Origin of the sequence: Pseudomonas mandelii (genome assembly GCF_006438925.1) — a bacterium.
In the GTDB taxonomy this organism is placed as follows: domain Bacteria; phylum Pseudomonadota; class Gammaproteobacteria; order Pseudomonadales; family Pseudomonadaceae; genus Aquipseudomonas; species Aquipseudomonas mandelii_C.
In genome coordinates, this window is the sequence record NZ_RCZA01000016.1 from 109,740 (window position 1) to 125,656 (window position 15,917).

The window sequence follows — 15,917 nt, forward strand, 5'->3', positions numbered from 1 at the left end:
GTCAGGCACAGAAGCAGCAATGCCCTCTGGTAAACATGGGTGCCGAGAGACTTGTATGCCTGAATCTGCCGTTTATCCGATCAACCCACCGGCCGCCCATCGGATCGCCAACGAAGCCGAAGCCATGCGCGTCGCTGAATGCATTGCCACGGTGTTGCTGGAACGAGACGCCGAACGCGACCGCACCCGCCCACTGGCCAAGGCATTGAATTCCGGTGAGGTTCGGCAGTTCATCCTGACTCGCTACAAAGGGCAGATTGCGCCGGGGGTTCTAAAACCTCATCGACTGACAAGCCGCCTTCGTCGGAACGCCGCCCGGAGCCGGCTCGCTCACACATTGGTTCTGTGAACGCCACAGTTCAAATGTGGGAGCGAGCCTGCTCGCGAAAGTCGCGCCACTATTTCGGCTCAGCCTTCGATTCAAGGAGCTGCGCCCCCGGCCCTCGCTCCCCGAGCACATCGCCAAAGTTGCGCAACGGACACGCCTCCATCGACAGACACCCACAGCCAATGCAGCCATTGAGCCGATCCCGCAGCAAGGTCAGTTGATTGATCCGCTCATCCAGATCCCGACTCCACTGCGCCGACAACACCTTCCAGTCCGCCGCCGTCGGGGCGCGGTTATCCGGCAGGGACTTGAGCGCCTCGCCAATCTCCACCAACGGAATGCCCAATCGCTGAGCCACTTTGATCAACGCCACCCGTCGCAACACTTCCCGTGGATAACGCCGCTGGTTGCCTTGGTTGCGATTACTGTTGATCAAGCCCTTGGATTCGTAAAAGTGCAGTGCGGTGACCGCGACGCCGCTGCGCGCAGCCACTTGGCCGACGGTGAGTTCTTTATGCAGATTTTCCGAGGTGATCATTTAAAAAATGCCTCTTGACCTCAAGTTAACTCGAGGTTTTACCCTGCAGGCCTTCGGATCGCAAGATCCGGCTTACAAGTCAGTGGGGACTCTTCATGCACGCGTCAGAGAAAAATCGCAGCTTCACCCAATTGATCGAATTCGAGATCGAACCCCATCAACAGCCCGCACTGGTGTCGGCACTGTCGAAACAGACCGAGCGTCTGGCCCAGGACTTCACAGGTTTTTTGAGTGCCAGCATCCAGGTCAGCGACGATGGCCGGCGAGTGCTCAACTACCTGCAATGGCAAACACGCGAGGCGGGAGAGGCCGCGTTTCAAAGCTTTGAAAGCGGCGAGCAGGATTTCTGGCAGCTGATCCGCGCTCACCAGGCGAAAACCGTGACCTTCGGCTCGTTCCAGGTGCTGCATAGCCTGGAACGCAGCCACGACAACGCGCTGCACTGCAATCTGGTGGGTTAGATCGACAGCTGCATGACACGCTCGCCCTGAAGGTTTTCCGTGGGCCGGCGTTTGTTTACCGCCAGTTCGCCGATCTTGATCAGTCGCGTGCGCGTTACGTTGCGGCTCAAGCCCAGCAGTGCGGCGGTGTGCACCTGGTTGTAATGACTGAATCGATAGGCGGCTCGCAGCAACGCGTCTTCGACTTTCTCGTGCAGCGCCCCGGCCTGTTCTTCGAAGAGCTTTTGAAAGGCCCGATCGAGCAGGGTTTCCGGTGAATCGTCGACGTTGCTGCGGTAGTCGTCCTGACGCTCGATGCGCATGTTCGACAGGCGCAGGTCGTCGCGTTCGATCACGCCGTTGCGGCAGATCAGCAGGGTGTGGTGAATGACGTTTTCCAGTTCGCGGATGTTGCCCGGCCAACTGTAGCTGCGCAGTTTCAGTTCGGCCTCTTTGCTGATGGTGATGGTGCCGTAGCCGAGGCGCTGGCTGTAGGCTTCGACGAAGTGTCGGGTCAGCGGCAGGATGTCGCCGGGGCGGTCGCGCAGCGGGCTCAATTCCAGGCTGACCACGTCGAGACGGTAGTACAAATCCTCGCGGAAATGCCCGGCGTTGATGGCTTTCTCCAATTGCACGTTGGTCGCGGCCAGCACGCGCACATTGATGGGGATGCTCTTGCGCGAACCCAGTCGCACCACTTCGCGTTCCTGCAACACCCGCAACAACTTGACCTGAATCGCCATCGGTAAATCGCCGATTTCATCGAGGAACAACGTGCCGCCGTCGGCCTCCTCGAACCATCCGGCCTTGGCGCTCAGGGCACCCGTGAATGCACCTTTTTCATGGCCGAACAGCTCGGCCTCCACCAAAGATTCGGAGAACGCGCCGCAGTTCACCGCCACGAATGGCCGGTTACGTCGGGCGCTGAGGTTGTGGATATGTCGCGCCACCAGCTCCTTGCCGGTGCCGGTTTCGCCGATGATCAGCACGCTGGCTTCACTCGGTGCGACTTGTTGAATGTGGGCGAGCAAGGCCTGGGATTTCGGGTCTTCGAACACCTGCGCCGTGGCGCGGATCGAGGTAGCCAGGGCGGGCGAGGGCGGTAAGGTCAGCAGTTGCATGGGCAGGCTCCATGAATAGAAGGCTATGAATAGAAAGTCGGAACCGGCAGGGACTGGTTGAGCGCCCAGTCACCCAGTTCATGGAGTTTGTAATCCACCGGGTCGTGCAGGGTTTGCGTGCGCAGATTGCGCCAATGGCGGTCCAGTCGCAGTGAGGCATGAGTTGAACGGGCGCCGGTCACTTCGAACAAGCGGCTACAGAGTTCCAGACCGTTGCGAGTGGCAGCGACCTTGGCCGTGGCGATGGCGTTAGCGAGGTGTCCACGTTCTTCGGCGCTGAGGTTCGGGCCTTTGGCCCAAGCCTTGTCGAGCAGCCCGGCAGCGCGCTCCACCAGCAGTCGAACACTTTCGAGGGCGACCCAGAATTCGCCGTAGTGGCCGAGTACATAAGGGTCTTGACGCACATCCTGAGTACTGGATTTGTGCCACGGACGGGTCTCGGTGAGGGTGTATTGCCGCGCTTCTTCGAAGGCACCTTCGGCGATGCCGAGAAACATGTGGGTGAAGGTCAGCTGGGCAATCAACGGCCGAAGGCAAGCGAATGGCGTACTTAGCGGACCCGGATCGAGCAGCAATTCCGACTCTTCGACTCGCACTCGTTCGAACGTCGCGCTGCCGCTGTCGGTCTGGCGCTGGCCCATGTTGTTCCAGTCGTTGTGCAAGGTGATGCCGCTTCGACCGCTGGGAATCGCGGCGATCAACAGCTTGCCGCCAGCGCTTTCGTCGACGGCCGAGGCGATCAGCATTTGCGAATCGCTGGCGCCGGAGCAGAAGCTTTTCTTGCCGGAAAACTCACGCCAGCCACCGAGGTTTTTCACCACGGTGCGGGTGTCCAGCGGGTTCAGGGCGTTGCCCCAGAACCAGTTCTTGCGCGCGGTCTGTTCGAACCATGGCTGCCACTGCTCGGGCCGGGCGAACAGGCGCACGGTGGCAAGCATCAGGTGGTGGAAGCCGAAGACATGGGCAATCGAACTGTCGACCTTGGCGAACTCGCGCACGATGGTCAGGGTGTCACTCCAGCTGGCGCCGTGGCCGCCGTACTGGGTGGGAATGCTCAGCGCGAGCAGACCGCTGTGGCGCAAGGCGTCGCGTTCGGCTTTGGGCGTACCGCCACGTTCATCGCGCTCGACAGCGGTCAGGGCAAACTCGGCAGCCAACAGACGGGCGGTTTGCAAGGGGGATATCAGGGCGCTTTGCGGTTTGGCAGTCACACGGAATTTCCTATATGTCGATGGACCGCTGTAGGAGCTGCCGCAGGCTGCGATCTTTTGATCTTGATTTTTAACATCAAAAGATCGCAGCCTCGTTTCACTCGTCAGCTCCTACAGGGCCGGGGCGGATCCGGCGGGCAGGATCAGGCCGTGGCTTTAGCCGGCAGTACATCGTTGGCGATCATTTCGCCAAACGGCCCGGTGAGATTAGTGACGCCGCGCCCCGCAAGGCTGGCGTACGGCTCAGGCAACAACGGGAACACCAACTCGGCAAAACGGTAAGCCTCTTCGAGGTGCGGATAGCCGGAGAAGATGAAGCTCTCGATCCCCAGGTCCGCGTACTCCTTGATTCGCGCCGCCACTTGCTGCGGATCGCCCACCAACGCCGTTCCGGCACCGCCACGCACCAGACCGACACCGGCCCAGAGGTTGGGGGATATTTCCAGATTGTCACGACGCCCGTCATGCAACGCCGCCATGCGTCGCTGACCTTCGGAGTCGAAACGAGAGAACGACTTCTGCGCGGCTGCGATGGTCTCGTCGCTGATGTGCTCGATCAGTTTATCTGCGGCGTTCCAGGCCTCTTCGGCGGTCTCGCGAACAATCACGTGCAAGCGAATCCCGAACTTCACCGTGCGACCGTTTCGCGCGGCACGCTCACGCACATCGGCCAGTTTTTCCGCCACGGCGGCCGGTGGTTCGCCCCAGGTCAGGTAGACATCAACCTGCTCGGCGGCCAGTTCGTGCGCGGCTTCGGAGGAGCCGCCGAAGTACAGCGGCGGATAAGGTTTTTGCACCGGCGGATACAACGCCTTTGCGTTCTGCACTTGCAGGTGTTTGCCTTCGAAATCCACCGATTCGCCTTGCAGCACCCGGCGCCAGATTTGCAGGAATTCGTCGGTCACTTCGTAGCGTTCACTGTGATCGAGGAAGATGCCGTCGCCACGGTTTTCATCCGGGTCACCGCCCGTGACCACGTTAATAAGCAAGCGGCCGTTGGACAGTCGATCCAGTGTCGCGGCCATGCGCGCAGAGACTGTCGGCGAAATGATCCCCGGCCGAATCGCTACCAAATAGCGCAGGCGTTCGGTCAGCGGCACCAGCGCCGAAGCAATCACCCACGAATCCTCGCAGGAGCGCCCGGTGGGAATCAGTACACCGTGGTAGCCGAGGCTATCGGCTGCCTGGGCCACTTGTTTCAGGTAGTTGAGTGTCACCGGGCGAGCGCCCTGAGTGGTGCCCAGGTAATGGCCGTCGCCGTGAGTCGGCAGAAACCAGAAAACATCCATGAAGAAATCCTTAAGCGATTTTCAGCAGATTTTTGGGGGGCACGCCAAACAACGGCGCGGCGCGTTCTGCAGCAAGACGAATGCGGGCCTTCAAGGGCTCACTGGTTATTTGATAATTGGAGAAATCGGCTTCGGTGGCATAGACGCCAATCGGCAGGGTCAGGGCCTGGAAGAAACTGAACAGCGGCCGCAACTGATGATCAAGGACCAGCGCATGGCGTTCGCTGCCACCGGTGGCGGCCAGCAATACCGGCGTGTCGATCAATGCATTGAGGTCGATCAGGTCGAACAGATGCTTGAGCAGTCCAGGGTAGGAACCGCGATAAACCGGCGCGGCGACAATCAGCAGGTCAGCGTTCTCGATCGCTTGCAGCTCGGCTTCGATCTCGGCGCTCAACTCCTGGCGGGACAGCGCGGCGCCTAACGGTCGGGCGATGTCACCCAGTTCAATCAGCTTGCTTTCAATCGGCAGTTGCTCGGCCAGTTGCGCCAACAGCGCCTGGGTCAGCACCAACGTGCGGGACGGACGCCAGGTACCGCCGGAGAGGGCAACGACTTTCAATGGACGCGACATGATCAGTTCCTTTTTAAACAGTTGCTCAGGGAGCAGTGAGTAGTCACTGACAGAGAGCAAGAGCTGTACCAATCCCTCGGAGCCCATATTTACGGGGCTTTCAGCGCGTTGGCCGGTAGACGCTGTTCGAATGGCAGAGCTGTTTGTTGAATGACTGTTGCCTGGCAAACAGTTGCTTGGGCAACAGTGCGTGAAGTGATGACCGTTGTTATAAAGGCTCGGTGTTATTCCGTAAAAGACATTAAATTAATATTTATAGATCGTTTAGAGATATAAGGCGCTCTACCTGAGCAGCATTAGTCAAAGTCGATAGCCACTATCGAGAGCGTTGATTTCTGCTGATCGGATGCCCGGCGTAGCCTGTGTTCATTGCCTCGAACCCAGATGTCAGGACACTCACAATGAAACCTCTAATCGCTACTTTCTTGCTGCTTGCGGTCTCCGTGCTTGCCGGATGTGCCAGCCATGTTTCCCCGGAATTACGGCCCTACACCGCGGAAGAAACCAAGGAACTGGCACTTGAGGCGTTGAATCGTCGCGGTCTGTCCTTCGAGGAGTACCACGCGAAAAAAGCCGAATTACTCGGCCAACCGAAAAAGTCGTTCAGTTTCGACAAACAAGGCGAGATGAACGCCGAACGTGCTGTACAGCTGCACGGTCGTCCTAGCTGATCGAAAACTGTACCGCTTGAAGTTTCACGCAACTGTCCATGGGTTTCCCTGACGGCCTGCGATAGGGTCAACACCTGACTGACCCCAATGGACTGCCACCCATGACGCTTTCGCTCGATTTACTGCTGGGCTTCGCCCTGTTTGCGCTTGTCACCTCGATTACTCCCGGGCCCAACAACACGATGTTGCTGGCATCGGGTGTGAACTTCGGCTTTAACCGCACCATCCCCCACATGCTTGGCATCACCTGCGGCTTCTTCGTGCTGGTGGTGGCGGTAGGTTTCGGCTTGGGCGCAGTGTTTCAAACCTATCCTTTGCTCTACAGCGTGCTGCGCTACGTCGGCGCGGCGTATTTGTTGTATCTGGCGTGGAAAATCGCCCATTCGGGACCGGTTTCCGAGAGTGAAAAGGGCGAGAACAAGCCGATCAGCTATTTGGGCGCCGCAGCGTTTCAGTGGGTCAATCCCAAGGCCTGGATCATGGCCATCGGAGCCATCAGCACCTACACGCCAATGCAGGGTTATTTCACCAACGTGATCGTGATTGCGGCCGTGTTTGCCTTGATCAACCTGCCGAGCGTCAGTGTCTGGGCATGCTGCGGCACGTTGTTGCGCAACGTGCTGAAGGATCGTCGCTGGTTGCGGCTGTTCAACTGGGGCATGGCCTTGTTGCTGGTGGCTTCGCTGTATCCGTTGTTGCTCGAAAGCTTTAGCTGACGCATTGCTTCAACCGGTTGCCCGATGCCTGTTAAGCTCGACTTCAGGAGCGTTCCTACGCACTTTTAAATGAAGTTGTTCTTCTTTAACGGCCTCCGATCAGGTATTTCTAACGCTCTGAATGATCGGCGCAGCTCACGAGGTTGCGCTTTGACGTTTCAGTGACGAGCCTCCTGATCCCGGAACATGCTCTGCGAGTTTTCTATGAATAAACGTCCTCTGTATTTCGACTACGCCGCCACCACGCCGGTGGATGAACGAGTCATCAAGGTCATGGTCGAGTGTCTGGGTTTTACCGGCAACTTTGGCAATCCGGCGTCCAGCTCCCATGCGTTCGGTCAACAAGCCCGGCAATCGGTCGAGCAGGCGCGGCGTCAGGTCGCCGAACTGGTCGGCGCTCAGGCGGACCAGATCGTCTGGACCTCCGGCGCCACCGAATCAAACAACCTTGCCCTCAAGGGCGTGGCCCAGGCCCGCGGCGTTTCTGGCGGCCACATCATCACCAGCCAGATCGAACACAAAGCGATTCTCGACACGGCAAAGCAGTTGCAGGACGCCGGTGTTGCGGTGACTTATCTGGTGCCTGACGCTGAGGGTTTGATTACCCCGCAAGCGGTCAGCGAAGCGATGCGCGAAGACACCTTTCTGGTGTCGCTGATGCTGGTCAATAACGAGTTAGGCACCGTCAACGACATCTCGGCCATCGGCGAAGTCGTGCGTGCTCGCGATGCGTTGTTCCATGTCGACGCGGCTCAGGGCGCGGGCAAAGTGGCGATCGATCTGGCCGAGTGGCCGGTGGATCTGATGTCGTTTTCCGCCCACAAGATTTACGGCCCAAAGGGCATCGGCGCACTGTACGTCGGCCCGCGCGCGCAACAGCGTTTGCAGGCGCAGATCCACGGCGGTGGTCACGAGGGCGGTTTGCGTTCCGGCACCCTGGCGACTCACCAGATTGCCGCCATGGGTGTGGCCTTCGCGTTGGCGGCCTCTTCGTTCGATGAAGAGAAAGCCATGATCGTCCGGTTGCGCGAGCGCTTGCTCGAACAGCTGCTGAGTATTCCCGGCGTTCGCCTCAATGGCAGTCCGACCCAGCGCATCCCTCATACCTTGAGCCTGACCTTCAACGAAGGTGAGTTCAATTCCGCGGCGTTGAGCACCTCGATCGCGTTTTCCGCGACCTCGGCCTGCAACTCCGCCAGCAATGCGCCCTCCCATGTGCTGCTGGCCCTGGGGCATGACGCCCGCTCGGCGAGTCGCACCATTCGCTTGAGTCTCGGCCGGTTCACCACCGAACAGGACATCGACCAAGCGGTACACCTGATTAAAGCGGCCTGCGCCAGTGCTCCGGCATTTTGGCAATAGGGTCTGAAAGTGCCGGCGTTGATCGGCACTCAACAATAATGATGAAGTGATTAGCAGGAGACATGATGAGTACGCAGCCTTCGATCAATGGATCGGTGCCTCAACGCCTGGCGCAAACCCGCGAACTGATGAGCCGGGAGGGCATTCATGCTCTGCTGGTGCCGTCGGCCGACCCGCACCTGTCGGAATACCTGCCGGGTTACTGGCAAGGGCGGCAATGGTTGTCGGGCTTCCATGGCTCGGTCGGCACGCTGATCGTTACGCCGGACTTTGCCGGCGTCTGGGCCGACAGCCGTTATTGGGAACAAGCGACCAAGGAACTCAAGGGCAGCGGCATCGAACTGGTCAAGCTGCAACCGGGTCAGCCCGGCCCGCTGGACTGGCTGGCCGAGCAAACCCCTGAAGGCGGCGTCGTCGCGGTAGATGGTGCGGTAATGGCCGTGGCTTCGGCGCGTACGTTGGGTAGCAAACTCGAAGAACGCGGCGCACGTCTGCGCACCGACATCGATGTGTTGAGCGAAGTCTGGAGCGACCGTCCGACGCTGCCAAATGAGCCGATCTATCAACACCTGCCGCCTCAGGCGACGGTCAGCCGCGGCGAGAAACTGGCCAAGCTGCGTGAAGTTTTGAAAGATCGCGGCGCCGATTGGCATTTCATCGCCACCCTCGACGACATCGCCTGGCTGTTCAACTTGCGCGGCGGTGACGTGTCGTTCAACCCGGTGTTCGTTTCCTTCGCGTTGATCAGCCAAGAGCAGGCAACCCTGTTCGTGGCCCTGAGCAAGGTCAATGCCGAACTGCGCGCGGTCCTTGAACAGGACGGCGTGACCCTGCGCGATTACAGCGAAGTGGCCGCAGCCTTGCGCGCCGTACCGAGCGGGGCGAGTCTGCAAGTCGATCCGGCGCGCGTCACCGCCGGCTTGCTGGATAACCTGGATAGCGGCGTGAAGCTGGTCGAAGGCCTGAACCCGACCACGTTGGCCAAGTCGCAGAAAAGCCTGGCCGATGCCGAGCACATTCGTCAGGCCATGGAGCAGGACGGCGTGGCGCTGTGCGAATTCTTCACCTGGCTGGACACAGCGTTGGGTCGTGAGCGCATCACCGAACTGACCATCGACGAACACCTGACGGCCGCGCGTACCCGACGCCCGGGTTATGTTTCGCTGAGCTTCAACACCATTGCCGCGTTCAACGCCAATGGCGCAATGCCGCACTACCACGCCACCGAAGAAGAACACGCGGTGATCGAAGGCGACGGCCTGTTGTTGATCGACTCCGGCGGCCAGTACCTGGGCGGCACCACTGACATCACGCGGATGGTGCCGGTCGGTACGCCGACCGATGAGCAGAAGCGCGATTGCACGCGGGTTCTCAAAGGCGTGATTGCGTTGTCCCGTGCACAATTCCCTCGAGCCATTCTCTCGCCGCTGCTCGATTCGATTGCCCGCGCGCCGATCTGGGCTGAAAGCGTTGATTACGGTCACGGCACCGGTCACGGCGTCGGCTACTTCCTCAACGTGCACGAAGGCCCACAGGTCATCGCCTATCAGGCCGCCGCTGCGCTGCAAACCGCGATGCAGCCGGGCATGATCACGTCCATCGAACCGGGCACTTACCGTCCAGGCCGCTGGGGTGTGCGGATCGAGAACCTGGTGTTGAACCGTGAGGCGGGCAAAAGCGAATTCGGTGAGTTCCTGAAGTTCGAAACCCTGACCTTGTGCCCGATCGACACTCGATGCCTGGAGCCATCGCTGCTGACCGATGACGAAAAACAGTGGTTCAACGCCTACCACGCCGAGGTGCGCCAGCGCTTGAGCCCGTTGCTCGACGGCGCAGCCCTTGAGTGGTTGAACACCCGGACTGCGGTTATTTGATCGGTTGGAGTTCAGGCGCTTCTTCGAGCGCCTGGCTCATGTAGTCGACAAAGGCTTTGACCCTGGCGGATTGGCGACGATTCGCCGGGGACACGGCATGAATCGGCAACGACTGCGCGCTGTATTCCAGCAGAATCGCGGTCACGCGCCCCGCCTTCAAGTCCTCGCTGAACAGCCAAACCGGTGACAACGAAATCCCCAGTCCCCCCAACACCATCTCGCGGATCGCCTCGGAGTTGTTGCTTTGTGCGTTTCCCTTGATTCGCACTTCGTGACGTTGGGCATCTCTCTCATAAACCCATAGGTTCTGACTGTTTAGCAGGTTGAACTGCAGGCAGTTGTGCTCGCTCAGTTCTTGCGGTGTTTGCGGGTTGCCGTGTTGCTCAAGGTAGTCGGGCGCTGCGACGGTCACTCGGTGGGTGGTGCCGATGTGGCGGGCAATCAATCCGCTGTCTGTCAACTCACCTATCCTGAACGTGACGTCCAGTCCTTCACTGACCAGGTCCTGATTTTGATCGCTCAGTTGCAGATCAATTTGCACCTGGGGATGTTTTTTGAGGAATGCCGGCAGTCGCGGAGCAATCTGTAAGCGCCCGAAACTCACGGACGATCCGATTTTCAGGTTTCCGGCAACAGCCTCGCGGCCGGAGTGAAAACCATGTTCTGCGGCGTCTACGGCCGCCAGAATTTGTCGACATTCGCTGTAGTACCGCTGACCTTCGTCTGTCAGGGACAGTTGCCGGGTGCTGCGGGAAATCAGCTTTCCACCCAGCTTAGATTCCAGTGCTCGCAGCACTTTGCTGATGGTCGGCTGACTGGTCTGCAATTCCCGGGCGACGGCAGAAAAGCTGCCACGCTCGACAACGCGGACGAAGATCGCCATTGCATTGAGTTTGTCCACGGGGTTTCTCATTGATGCCAAATGGGCATGGTCACTATAGCTATATAGCGTCTTATCGGCATGAGTGAGGGGGAGGAAGATTAATCCCACAGCCACCTCTGACGGGAAATTGCGAAATGACTGACTCATTTGAAATGCGCGCTCTGATTGTTGATTCGGCCAATGGGCCTTTACGCTTGGCTTCCATTGCACAGCCCGTGCCTGGAGTCGGTCAGGTGTTGGTCAGGATCAAGGCCAGTGGGGTGAACCCTCTGGATGGAAAGATTCGCTCGGGTCAGGCTGCTCATGCGCGCCAGCCGTTGCCGGCGATATTGGGTATTGATCTTGCGGGAACAGTGGCGGCATTGGGGGAAGGCGTCAGTGGATGGCTGCCGGGTGATGAGGTCTATGCGATGGCCACTGGCATTGGCGGTACGCAGGGTTCACTGGCTGAATACGCCGCCGTCGATGCACGGCTGCTGGCGCGCAAGCCAGGCAATCTGAGCGTGCGCGAGGCCGCAGGGTTGCCGTTGGTACTGATCACGGCGTGGGAAGGATTGGTGGATCGTGCGCGGGTGCGGGCGGGTCAGAAAGTGCTGATTCACGGTGGTGCGGGTGGTGTCGGGCATGTGGCTGTGCAAATTGCCCGGGCTTTCGGTGCTGACGTGTTTGCCACCGGGTCGGCCGGGCAGCAGGCGATCATCGAAGGGTTCGGTGCGACGTTTATTGATTATCGAAAATCTTCGGTTGAGGAGTATGTGGCTGAGCACACGGCGGGGGAGGGCTTCGATATTGTCTACGACACGGTGGGTGGTAAGACGCTGGACGCTTCATTCCAGGCTGCTCGGATCTACGAGGGACATGTCGTGAGTTGTCTTGGGTGGGGGCAGCACAGTCTTGCGCCGCTCTCGTTTCGTGGGGCGACTTATTCTGGAGTGTTTACCTTGCTGCCGTTGCTCACTGGCAAAGGGCGTGAGCACCATGGGGAGATACTTTGGGAGGCTGTGCAGTTGATCGAGGCGGGTCAGTTGAAACCGTTGCTCGACCCTCGGCAGTTCACGCTGGAAACAGCCGAGGCCGCCCATGAGCTGCTCGTTTCGGGAGCGGCGCAGGGACGGCTGGTTGTCGAGATTTAACTCAGGGCTTCAAGGACGAAGTCCAGGCGATCCTGGCCAAAGAACAGCTGATTGTCGACAAACATGCTAGGGGCACCGAATACGCCCCGTTGCACCGCTTTCTCTGTGTTGTCCTTGAGAGTGGCTTTGACTTCCTCGTCGGCGGTCAGGGCCAGCACCTCATTTGGATCGAAACCGTTCTGTGTCAGTACTGACGCGACGGTCGCCAGGTCATCGAGACTGCGGCCTTCAACCCAGAGGGCGTGAAACAGGCAATCGATGAACGCCTGAAAGCGTTCGCAATGGCGCAACTGCATGCCGGTGACAGCGCGCATCAGCATCAGGGTGTTGATAGGAAAGTGGGGATTGAACTTCAGTGGCACGCCATAGCGCTTGGCATAGCGGTCCAGATCTTGAAACATGTAGCGGCCCTTGGCAGGGATCGTCGCGGGGGAGGCGTTACCAGTGGCTTTGAAGACGCCACCCAGCAGGATGGGTATGTAAATCAACTGGCTGTCGGTCTGCTCGCAGATCTTCGGCAGTTGGGTGTAGGCCAGGTAGGTGGCGGGGCTGCCGAGGTCGAAATAGAACTCCACGGTTTTGCTCATGGTCGATGCGCTCTGTTTATTATTGTGGGGGAGGGCTTACCAGCGTTCGCTCCAGGGGCGTAGGTCCACCTCGAAGGTCCATGCGTCACGGGGCTGGCTGTGCAGGTACCAATAGTTCTCGGCAATGTGCGCAGGATGGAGAATGCCGTCCTGGTCCTTGGTCGCGTACTTTTCGGGGAAGCTTTCGCGGATAAAATCGGTATCGATGGCGCCGTCGACTACAACATGGGCGACGTGAATATTCATCGGCCCTAGTTCACGCGCCATGCTTTGCGCCAGGGCACGAATTCCGTGCTTGGCGCCAGCGAACGCCGCAAATCCTGAGGCCCCACGCAGGCCGGCGGTAGCGCCGGTGAACAAAATAGTCCCGCGTTTACGCTTGGCCATGCGCTTGGCCACTTCACGAGCGTTGAGAAATCCTGAGAAGCAGGCCATTTCCCATATCTTGAAATATTTGCGCGCGGTTTCTTCGAGAATGCTGCAAGGCACATTGGCGCCGATGTTGAAGACGAACGCTTCGATTGGGCCAATCTGGCTTTCGATCTGCTCAACTAACGCAATCACGTCCTCTTCCTTGCGCGCATCGCAGGCAAACCCGTGGGCTTCACCACCATCGGCCTCGATGGCGTCGACCAACGGCTGGAGTTTGTCCACGCTGCGGCGGGTGACACACGCCACAAATCCTTCCTGCGCAAAGCGTTTTGCAATTGCGCCGCCGGTAGCATCCCCTGCACCTACAACCAGTACGACCTTCTTGTTATTCATGGATAGATCCTTTTGATAAACGATCGTTAACTAAACGAACGTTATGCTACGATCTGGCAAGCGTCAAGGCGATCAATCCTGAGGGCAAGGCAATGCGTTACTCGGCCAATCACAAACTGGAAACCAAAGAGAAACTACTTGAAAGCAGTGCGGTGTCGGCGAAGAAGTCTGGTTTTTCAACGGTGGGTGTCGACGGTTTGATGAAGGCGATCGGCTTGAGTGGCGGGGCTTTCTACAGTCATTTTTCATCGAAGGATGAGCTGTTCGCTTCAATCGTCGAGCGTGAGCTGTCTCAAAGCCTGGATCGATTAGGGGCGGACCAGAATCCTGAGAAGTTCCAGCGCTGCCTGAAACACTACCTGAGCATGGCCCATGTCGAACACCCGGAATCTGGTTGTGCTTTGCCGGCATTGGGAGCTGAGATAGCACGCTCGGACGTGATGATTCGCCAGCAGGCGGAGAACTGGATTTGTCGGCTTCAGAAGAGTTGGGCGCAGATTTTGGAAAGCGACAGCCTGGCATGGGCAATTCTGTCGCAATGTATCGGTGCGTTGGTCATTGCACGAATGCTGGCCACACCGGACATCCAGCGCACGGTGCTGAAGTCCAGTTACGATGAGATTGGCCGCCAGATCGCAGGTTCACGAACCTGACAAGACGGCATCAATCTATTTGCAGATGACGATCATGCTGCGGCTGGTATAGCCGGCAGGGTTGAGGCCGAATGGGTAATCGCCTGGTTCTTCCACAGCGTCCCCTGACTTGGCGATGACCTTGTAACCTTTGGGAGCGCACGAGTTGGCAGCGCTGGTGTAGCACTTGTCCCAGGATGACGAGAGCCCGGAACAGTTGATATGCAGCCCTCTCTTGCCGTGTTTTACCTGGGTTTTCGATGTCGCCGCGCAGCCCGCAACCGCAAGTACGGCGATCAGTATCAAAATTCGTTTCATTACTGTCCTTATAGCGTCCCCGGATCTTTGCGCCCGGGTTTGGCTGCATTCGCTTTCGCTTGAAGCGTTCTGATATCCCTATCTGAAAAATCCATGTCTGACACTAGGTTGCGGGCCTAAACATGGCCTAATTGCGCGGCAAATACCAGACCCTCGTCAAATCCTGTCTCAATCTGCAGCGACAGCAGGCTTGGCCGCACTCCCCATGGTCATGGTCGCGCCTATGGAAGCCAGAATGATGCACGTGATGGCCATCCATTGTGACAGTGAAAGGTACTCATGGAGAAACAACAGGCCTGACAGTGCGCCGATCGCAGGTTCAATGCTCATCAACGTGCCGAATGTCCGGGTCGGGATTCGGGTGAGGGCTACCATCTCCAGCGTGTAGGGCACGGCGGTGGACAGAATGGCGACAGCGATGGCCACGGGGATCAGTGAGGGAGTGAGCAGCGCGGCGCCAGCATGGACGATGCCGATAGGGGCTACAAAAAATGCCGCAATCATCACCCCCAGTGCCGCGGTCTGCACGCCATTGTCGGCGCCGGCCTTTTGGCCGAACAGAATGTACAGCGCCCAGCAGACACCTGCGCCCAATGCGTAACCGGCGCCTACCAGATCGATTCCCGCGGTCGTTTCTCCCATAGGTATTAACAGCAGCAAGCCGATGGCGGCCAGGGCGATCCACAAAAAGTCGATCGCGCGACGTGAGGCGTAGATGGCTACCGCCAGTGGGCCGGTGAATTCCAAGGCTACCGCGATACCGAGGGGGACGGTTTGCAAGGACATATAGAAGAGGAAGTTCATGCCCCCTAACGCCATCCCGTAGACGATGACGGTGCGCAGGGATTTTGCGGTGAGCTTCGCTCGCCAGGGGCGCAGTATCAACATCATGATCACGCTGGCGAAGATCAGCCGCAGGGTGGTGGTCCCTTGCGCACCGATAATGGGGAACATGCTTTTAGCAAGGGAGGCTCCTGACTGGATTGATGCCATGGCTATCAATAGCAGGCCAACCGAAAACAGGGTCGAGGCAAGGCTGCGAGGTTGGTCGTTCATGGCGTGGCATCGTCCGAAGTAGGAAGCGAAAGTGTTATTGGGCAATATACTGCGCATTCATGGCGGGCGCGTCTATATATAAGCAGCGATTTTGAGCATCCTTATAGAAAACCGTAATTAAGGGTTGACGGCAGATTCTGGAAGTCTATAATTCGCCCCACTTCCGGCGCAGTCGAAACGGAAAACTCCTTGGTAAACAATGAGTTACGCAGTTTTCGACAGCGAGTTGCTTCAGGTCATCGAAGCCCAGAAGGAGTTGAAAGAGCGAGGTTGTTTGGCTCTTTTAACGATTCGATCTTCTCGGTCGAAAGCGGTGTAAAAGAGGTGTTGACAGCAGCGAGTAACGCTGTAGAATTCGCCTCCCGCTAACGAGAGATCGGAAGCGCAAGTGGTTGAAGTTGCAAAGGAAACTTTGAAAA

17 protein-coding genes and 1 pseudogene are annotated in these 15,917 nt (G+C 58.5%); 8 read left to right on the forward strand and 10 right to left on the reverse strand.

Annotated features, from left to right (window positions below):
- Positions 1-181: 181 nt before the first annotated feature.
- Positions 182-268, forward strand: a pseudogene (locus EAH74_RS33185) (MetQ/NlpA family ABC transporter substrate-binding protein); the annotation flags it as partial.
- Positions 269-398: 130 nt separating this feature from the next.
- Here EAH74_RS33185 and soxR read toward each other — a convergent pair.
- Positions 399-866 carry a redox-sensitive transcriptional activator SoxR gene (soxR, locus tag EAH74_RS29335; RefSeq protein ID WP_140683527.1) on the reverse strand — a complete coding sequence of 156 codons (468 nt, stop codon included), beginning with the start codon at positions 864-866 and terminating at the stop codon, positions 399-401.
- Positions 867-961: 95 nt separating this feature from the next.
- Here soxR and EAH74_RS29340 point away from each other — a divergent pair, with 95 nt between their 5' ends.
- Complete coding sequence (locus EAH74_RS29340; protein WP_140683530.1) at positions 962-1,327, forward strand: antibiotic biosynthesis monooxygenase; 366 nt, start codon at positions 962-964, stop codon at positions 1,325-1,327.
- On the opposite strand, the gene EAH74_RS29345 is transcribed toward EAH74_RS29340, so the two are convergent.
- The 4 genes from EAH74_RS29345 to msuE form a co-directional block, all read right to left on the reverse strand.
- Positions 1,324-2,427, reverse strand: coding sequence for a sigma-54 interaction domain-containing protein (locus EAH74_RS29345; protein WP_140683534.1), 1,104 nt, complete (start codon positions 2,425-2,427; stop codon positions 1,324-1,326). The two genes, EAH74_RS29340 and EAH74_RS29345, sit on opposite strands and share 4 nt — an antisense overlap.
- 23 nt (positions 2,428-2,450) lie before the next feature.
- Positions 2,451-3,638, reverse strand: a complete 1,188-nt coding sequence (locus tag EAH74_RS29350) for an acyl-CoA dehydrogenase family protein (RefSeq protein WP_140683537.1) — start codon at positions 3,636-3,638, stop codon at positions 2,451-2,453.
- A 143-nt stretch (positions 3,639-3,781) separates the two neighbouring features.
- Positions 3,782-4,927, reverse strand: a complete 1,146-nt coding sequence (ssuD, locus tag EAH74_RS29355; RefSeq protein ID WP_140683540.1) for an FMNH2-dependent alkanesulfonate monooxygenase — start codon at positions 4,925-4,927, stop codon at positions 3,782-3,784.
- A 10-nt stretch (positions 4,928-4,937) separates the two neighbouring features.
- Entirely contained in the window at positions 4,938-5,501 is a 564-nt protein-coding gene (gene msuE, locus EAH74_RS29360; RefSeq protein ID WP_123368929.1) for an FMN reductase, read from the reverse strand.
- 401 nt (positions 5,502-5,902) lie between these two features.
- Between msuE and EAH74_RS29365 the strand changes: the two genes are divergently transcribed.
- From EAH74_RS29365 to EAH74_RS29380, 4 genes are all read left to right on the forward strand, one after another.
- On the forward strand, positions 5,903-6,172 hold the full coding sequence (locus EAH74_RS29365) for a hypothetical protein (protein WP_140683543.1): 270 nt from the start codon (positions 5,903-5,905) through the stop codon (positions 6,170-6,172).
- Positions 6,173-6,273: 101 nt separating this feature from the next.
- On the forward strand, positions 6,274-6,888 hold the full coding sequence (locus EAH74_RS29370) for a LysE family translocator (protein WP_140683546.1): 615 nt from the start codon (positions 6,274-6,276) through the stop codon (positions 6,886-6,888).
- A 204-nt stretch (positions 6,889-7,092) separates the two neighbouring features.
- Positions 7,093-8,250: a cysteine desulfurase family protein gene (locus EAH74_RS29375; protein WP_140683549.1), complete on the forward strand. Its 1,158-nt coding sequence runs from the start codon at positions 7,093-7,095 to the stop codon at positions 8,248-8,250.
- Positions 8,251-8,315: 65 nt separating this feature from the next.
- The gene (locus EAH74_RS29380; protein ID WP_140683552.1) at positions 8,316-10,124 is read left to right on the forward strand and encodes an aminopeptidase P family protein; all 1,809 of its coding nucleotides are present in this window, start codon (positions 8,316-8,318) and stop codon (positions 10,122-10,124) included.
- On the opposite strand, the gene EAH74_RS29385 is transcribed toward EAH74_RS29380, so the two are convergent.
- The gene (locus EAH74_RS29385) at positions 10,117-11,037 is read right to left on the reverse strand and encodes a LysR family transcriptional regulator (RefSeq protein ID WP_193560154.1); all 921 of its coding nucleotides are present in this window, start codon (positions 11,035-11,037) and stop codon (positions 10,117-10,119) included. The genes EAH74_RS29380 and EAH74_RS29385 overlap by 8 nt on opposite strands.
- A gap of 104 nt (positions 11,038-11,141) precedes the next feature.
- Here EAH74_RS29385 and EAH74_RS29390 point away from each other — a divergent pair, with 104 nt between their 5' ends.
- Positions 11,142-12,140, forward strand: coding sequence for a zinc-dependent alcohol dehydrogenase family protein (locus EAH74_RS29390; RefSeq protein WP_140683557.1), 999 nt, complete (start codon positions 11,142-11,144; stop codon positions 12,138-12,140).
- On the opposite strand, the gene EAH74_RS29395 is transcribed toward EAH74_RS29390, so the two are convergent.
- Together EAH74_RS29395 and EAH74_RS29400 are read right to left on the reverse strand one after the other, a co-directional pair.
- Positions 12,137-12,727: a 2-hydroxychromene-2-carboxylate isomerase gene (locus EAH74_RS29395; protein WP_140683559.1), complete on the reverse strand. Its 591-nt coding sequence runs from the start codon at positions 12,725-12,727 to the stop codon at positions 12,137-12,139. The two genes, EAH74_RS29390 and EAH74_RS29395, sit on opposite strands and share 4 nt — an antisense overlap.
- A gap of 36 nt (positions 12,728-12,763) precedes the next feature.
- The gene (locus tag EAH74_RS29400; RefSeq protein WP_140683560.1) at positions 12,764-13,492 is read right to left on the reverse strand and encodes an SDR family oxidoreductase; all 729 of its coding nucleotides are present in this window, start codon (positions 13,490-13,492) and stop codon (positions 12,764-12,766) included.
- Positions 13,493-13,584: 92 nt separating this feature from the next.
- On the opposite strand from EAH74_RS29400, the gene EAH74_RS29405 reads away from it, so the two are divergent.
- Positions 13,585-14,145, forward strand: coding sequence for a TetR/AcrR family transcriptional regulator (locus EAH74_RS29405; protein WP_140683562.1), 561 nt, complete (start codon positions 13,585-13,587; stop codon positions 14,143-14,145).
- Positions 14,146-14,160: 15 nt separating this feature from the next.
- Here the strand turns inward: EAH74_RS29405 and EAH74_RS29410 are convergent, their stop codons facing one another.
- Together EAH74_RS29410 and rhtA are read right to left on the reverse strand one after the other, a co-directional pair.
- Positions 14,161-14,442, reverse strand: a complete 282-nt coding sequence (locus tag EAH74_RS29410; protein ID WP_008156219.1) for a hypothetical protein — start codon at positions 14,440-14,442, stop codon at positions 14,161-14,163.
- Positions 14,443-14,610: 168 nt separating this feature from the next.
- Positions 14,611-15,498, reverse strand: coding sequence for a threonine/homoserine exporter RhtA (gene rhtA, locus EAH74_RS29415; protein WP_140683564.1), 888 nt, complete (start codon positions 15,496-15,498; stop codon positions 14,611-14,613).
- Positions 15,499-15,917: the final 419 nt, after the last annotated feature.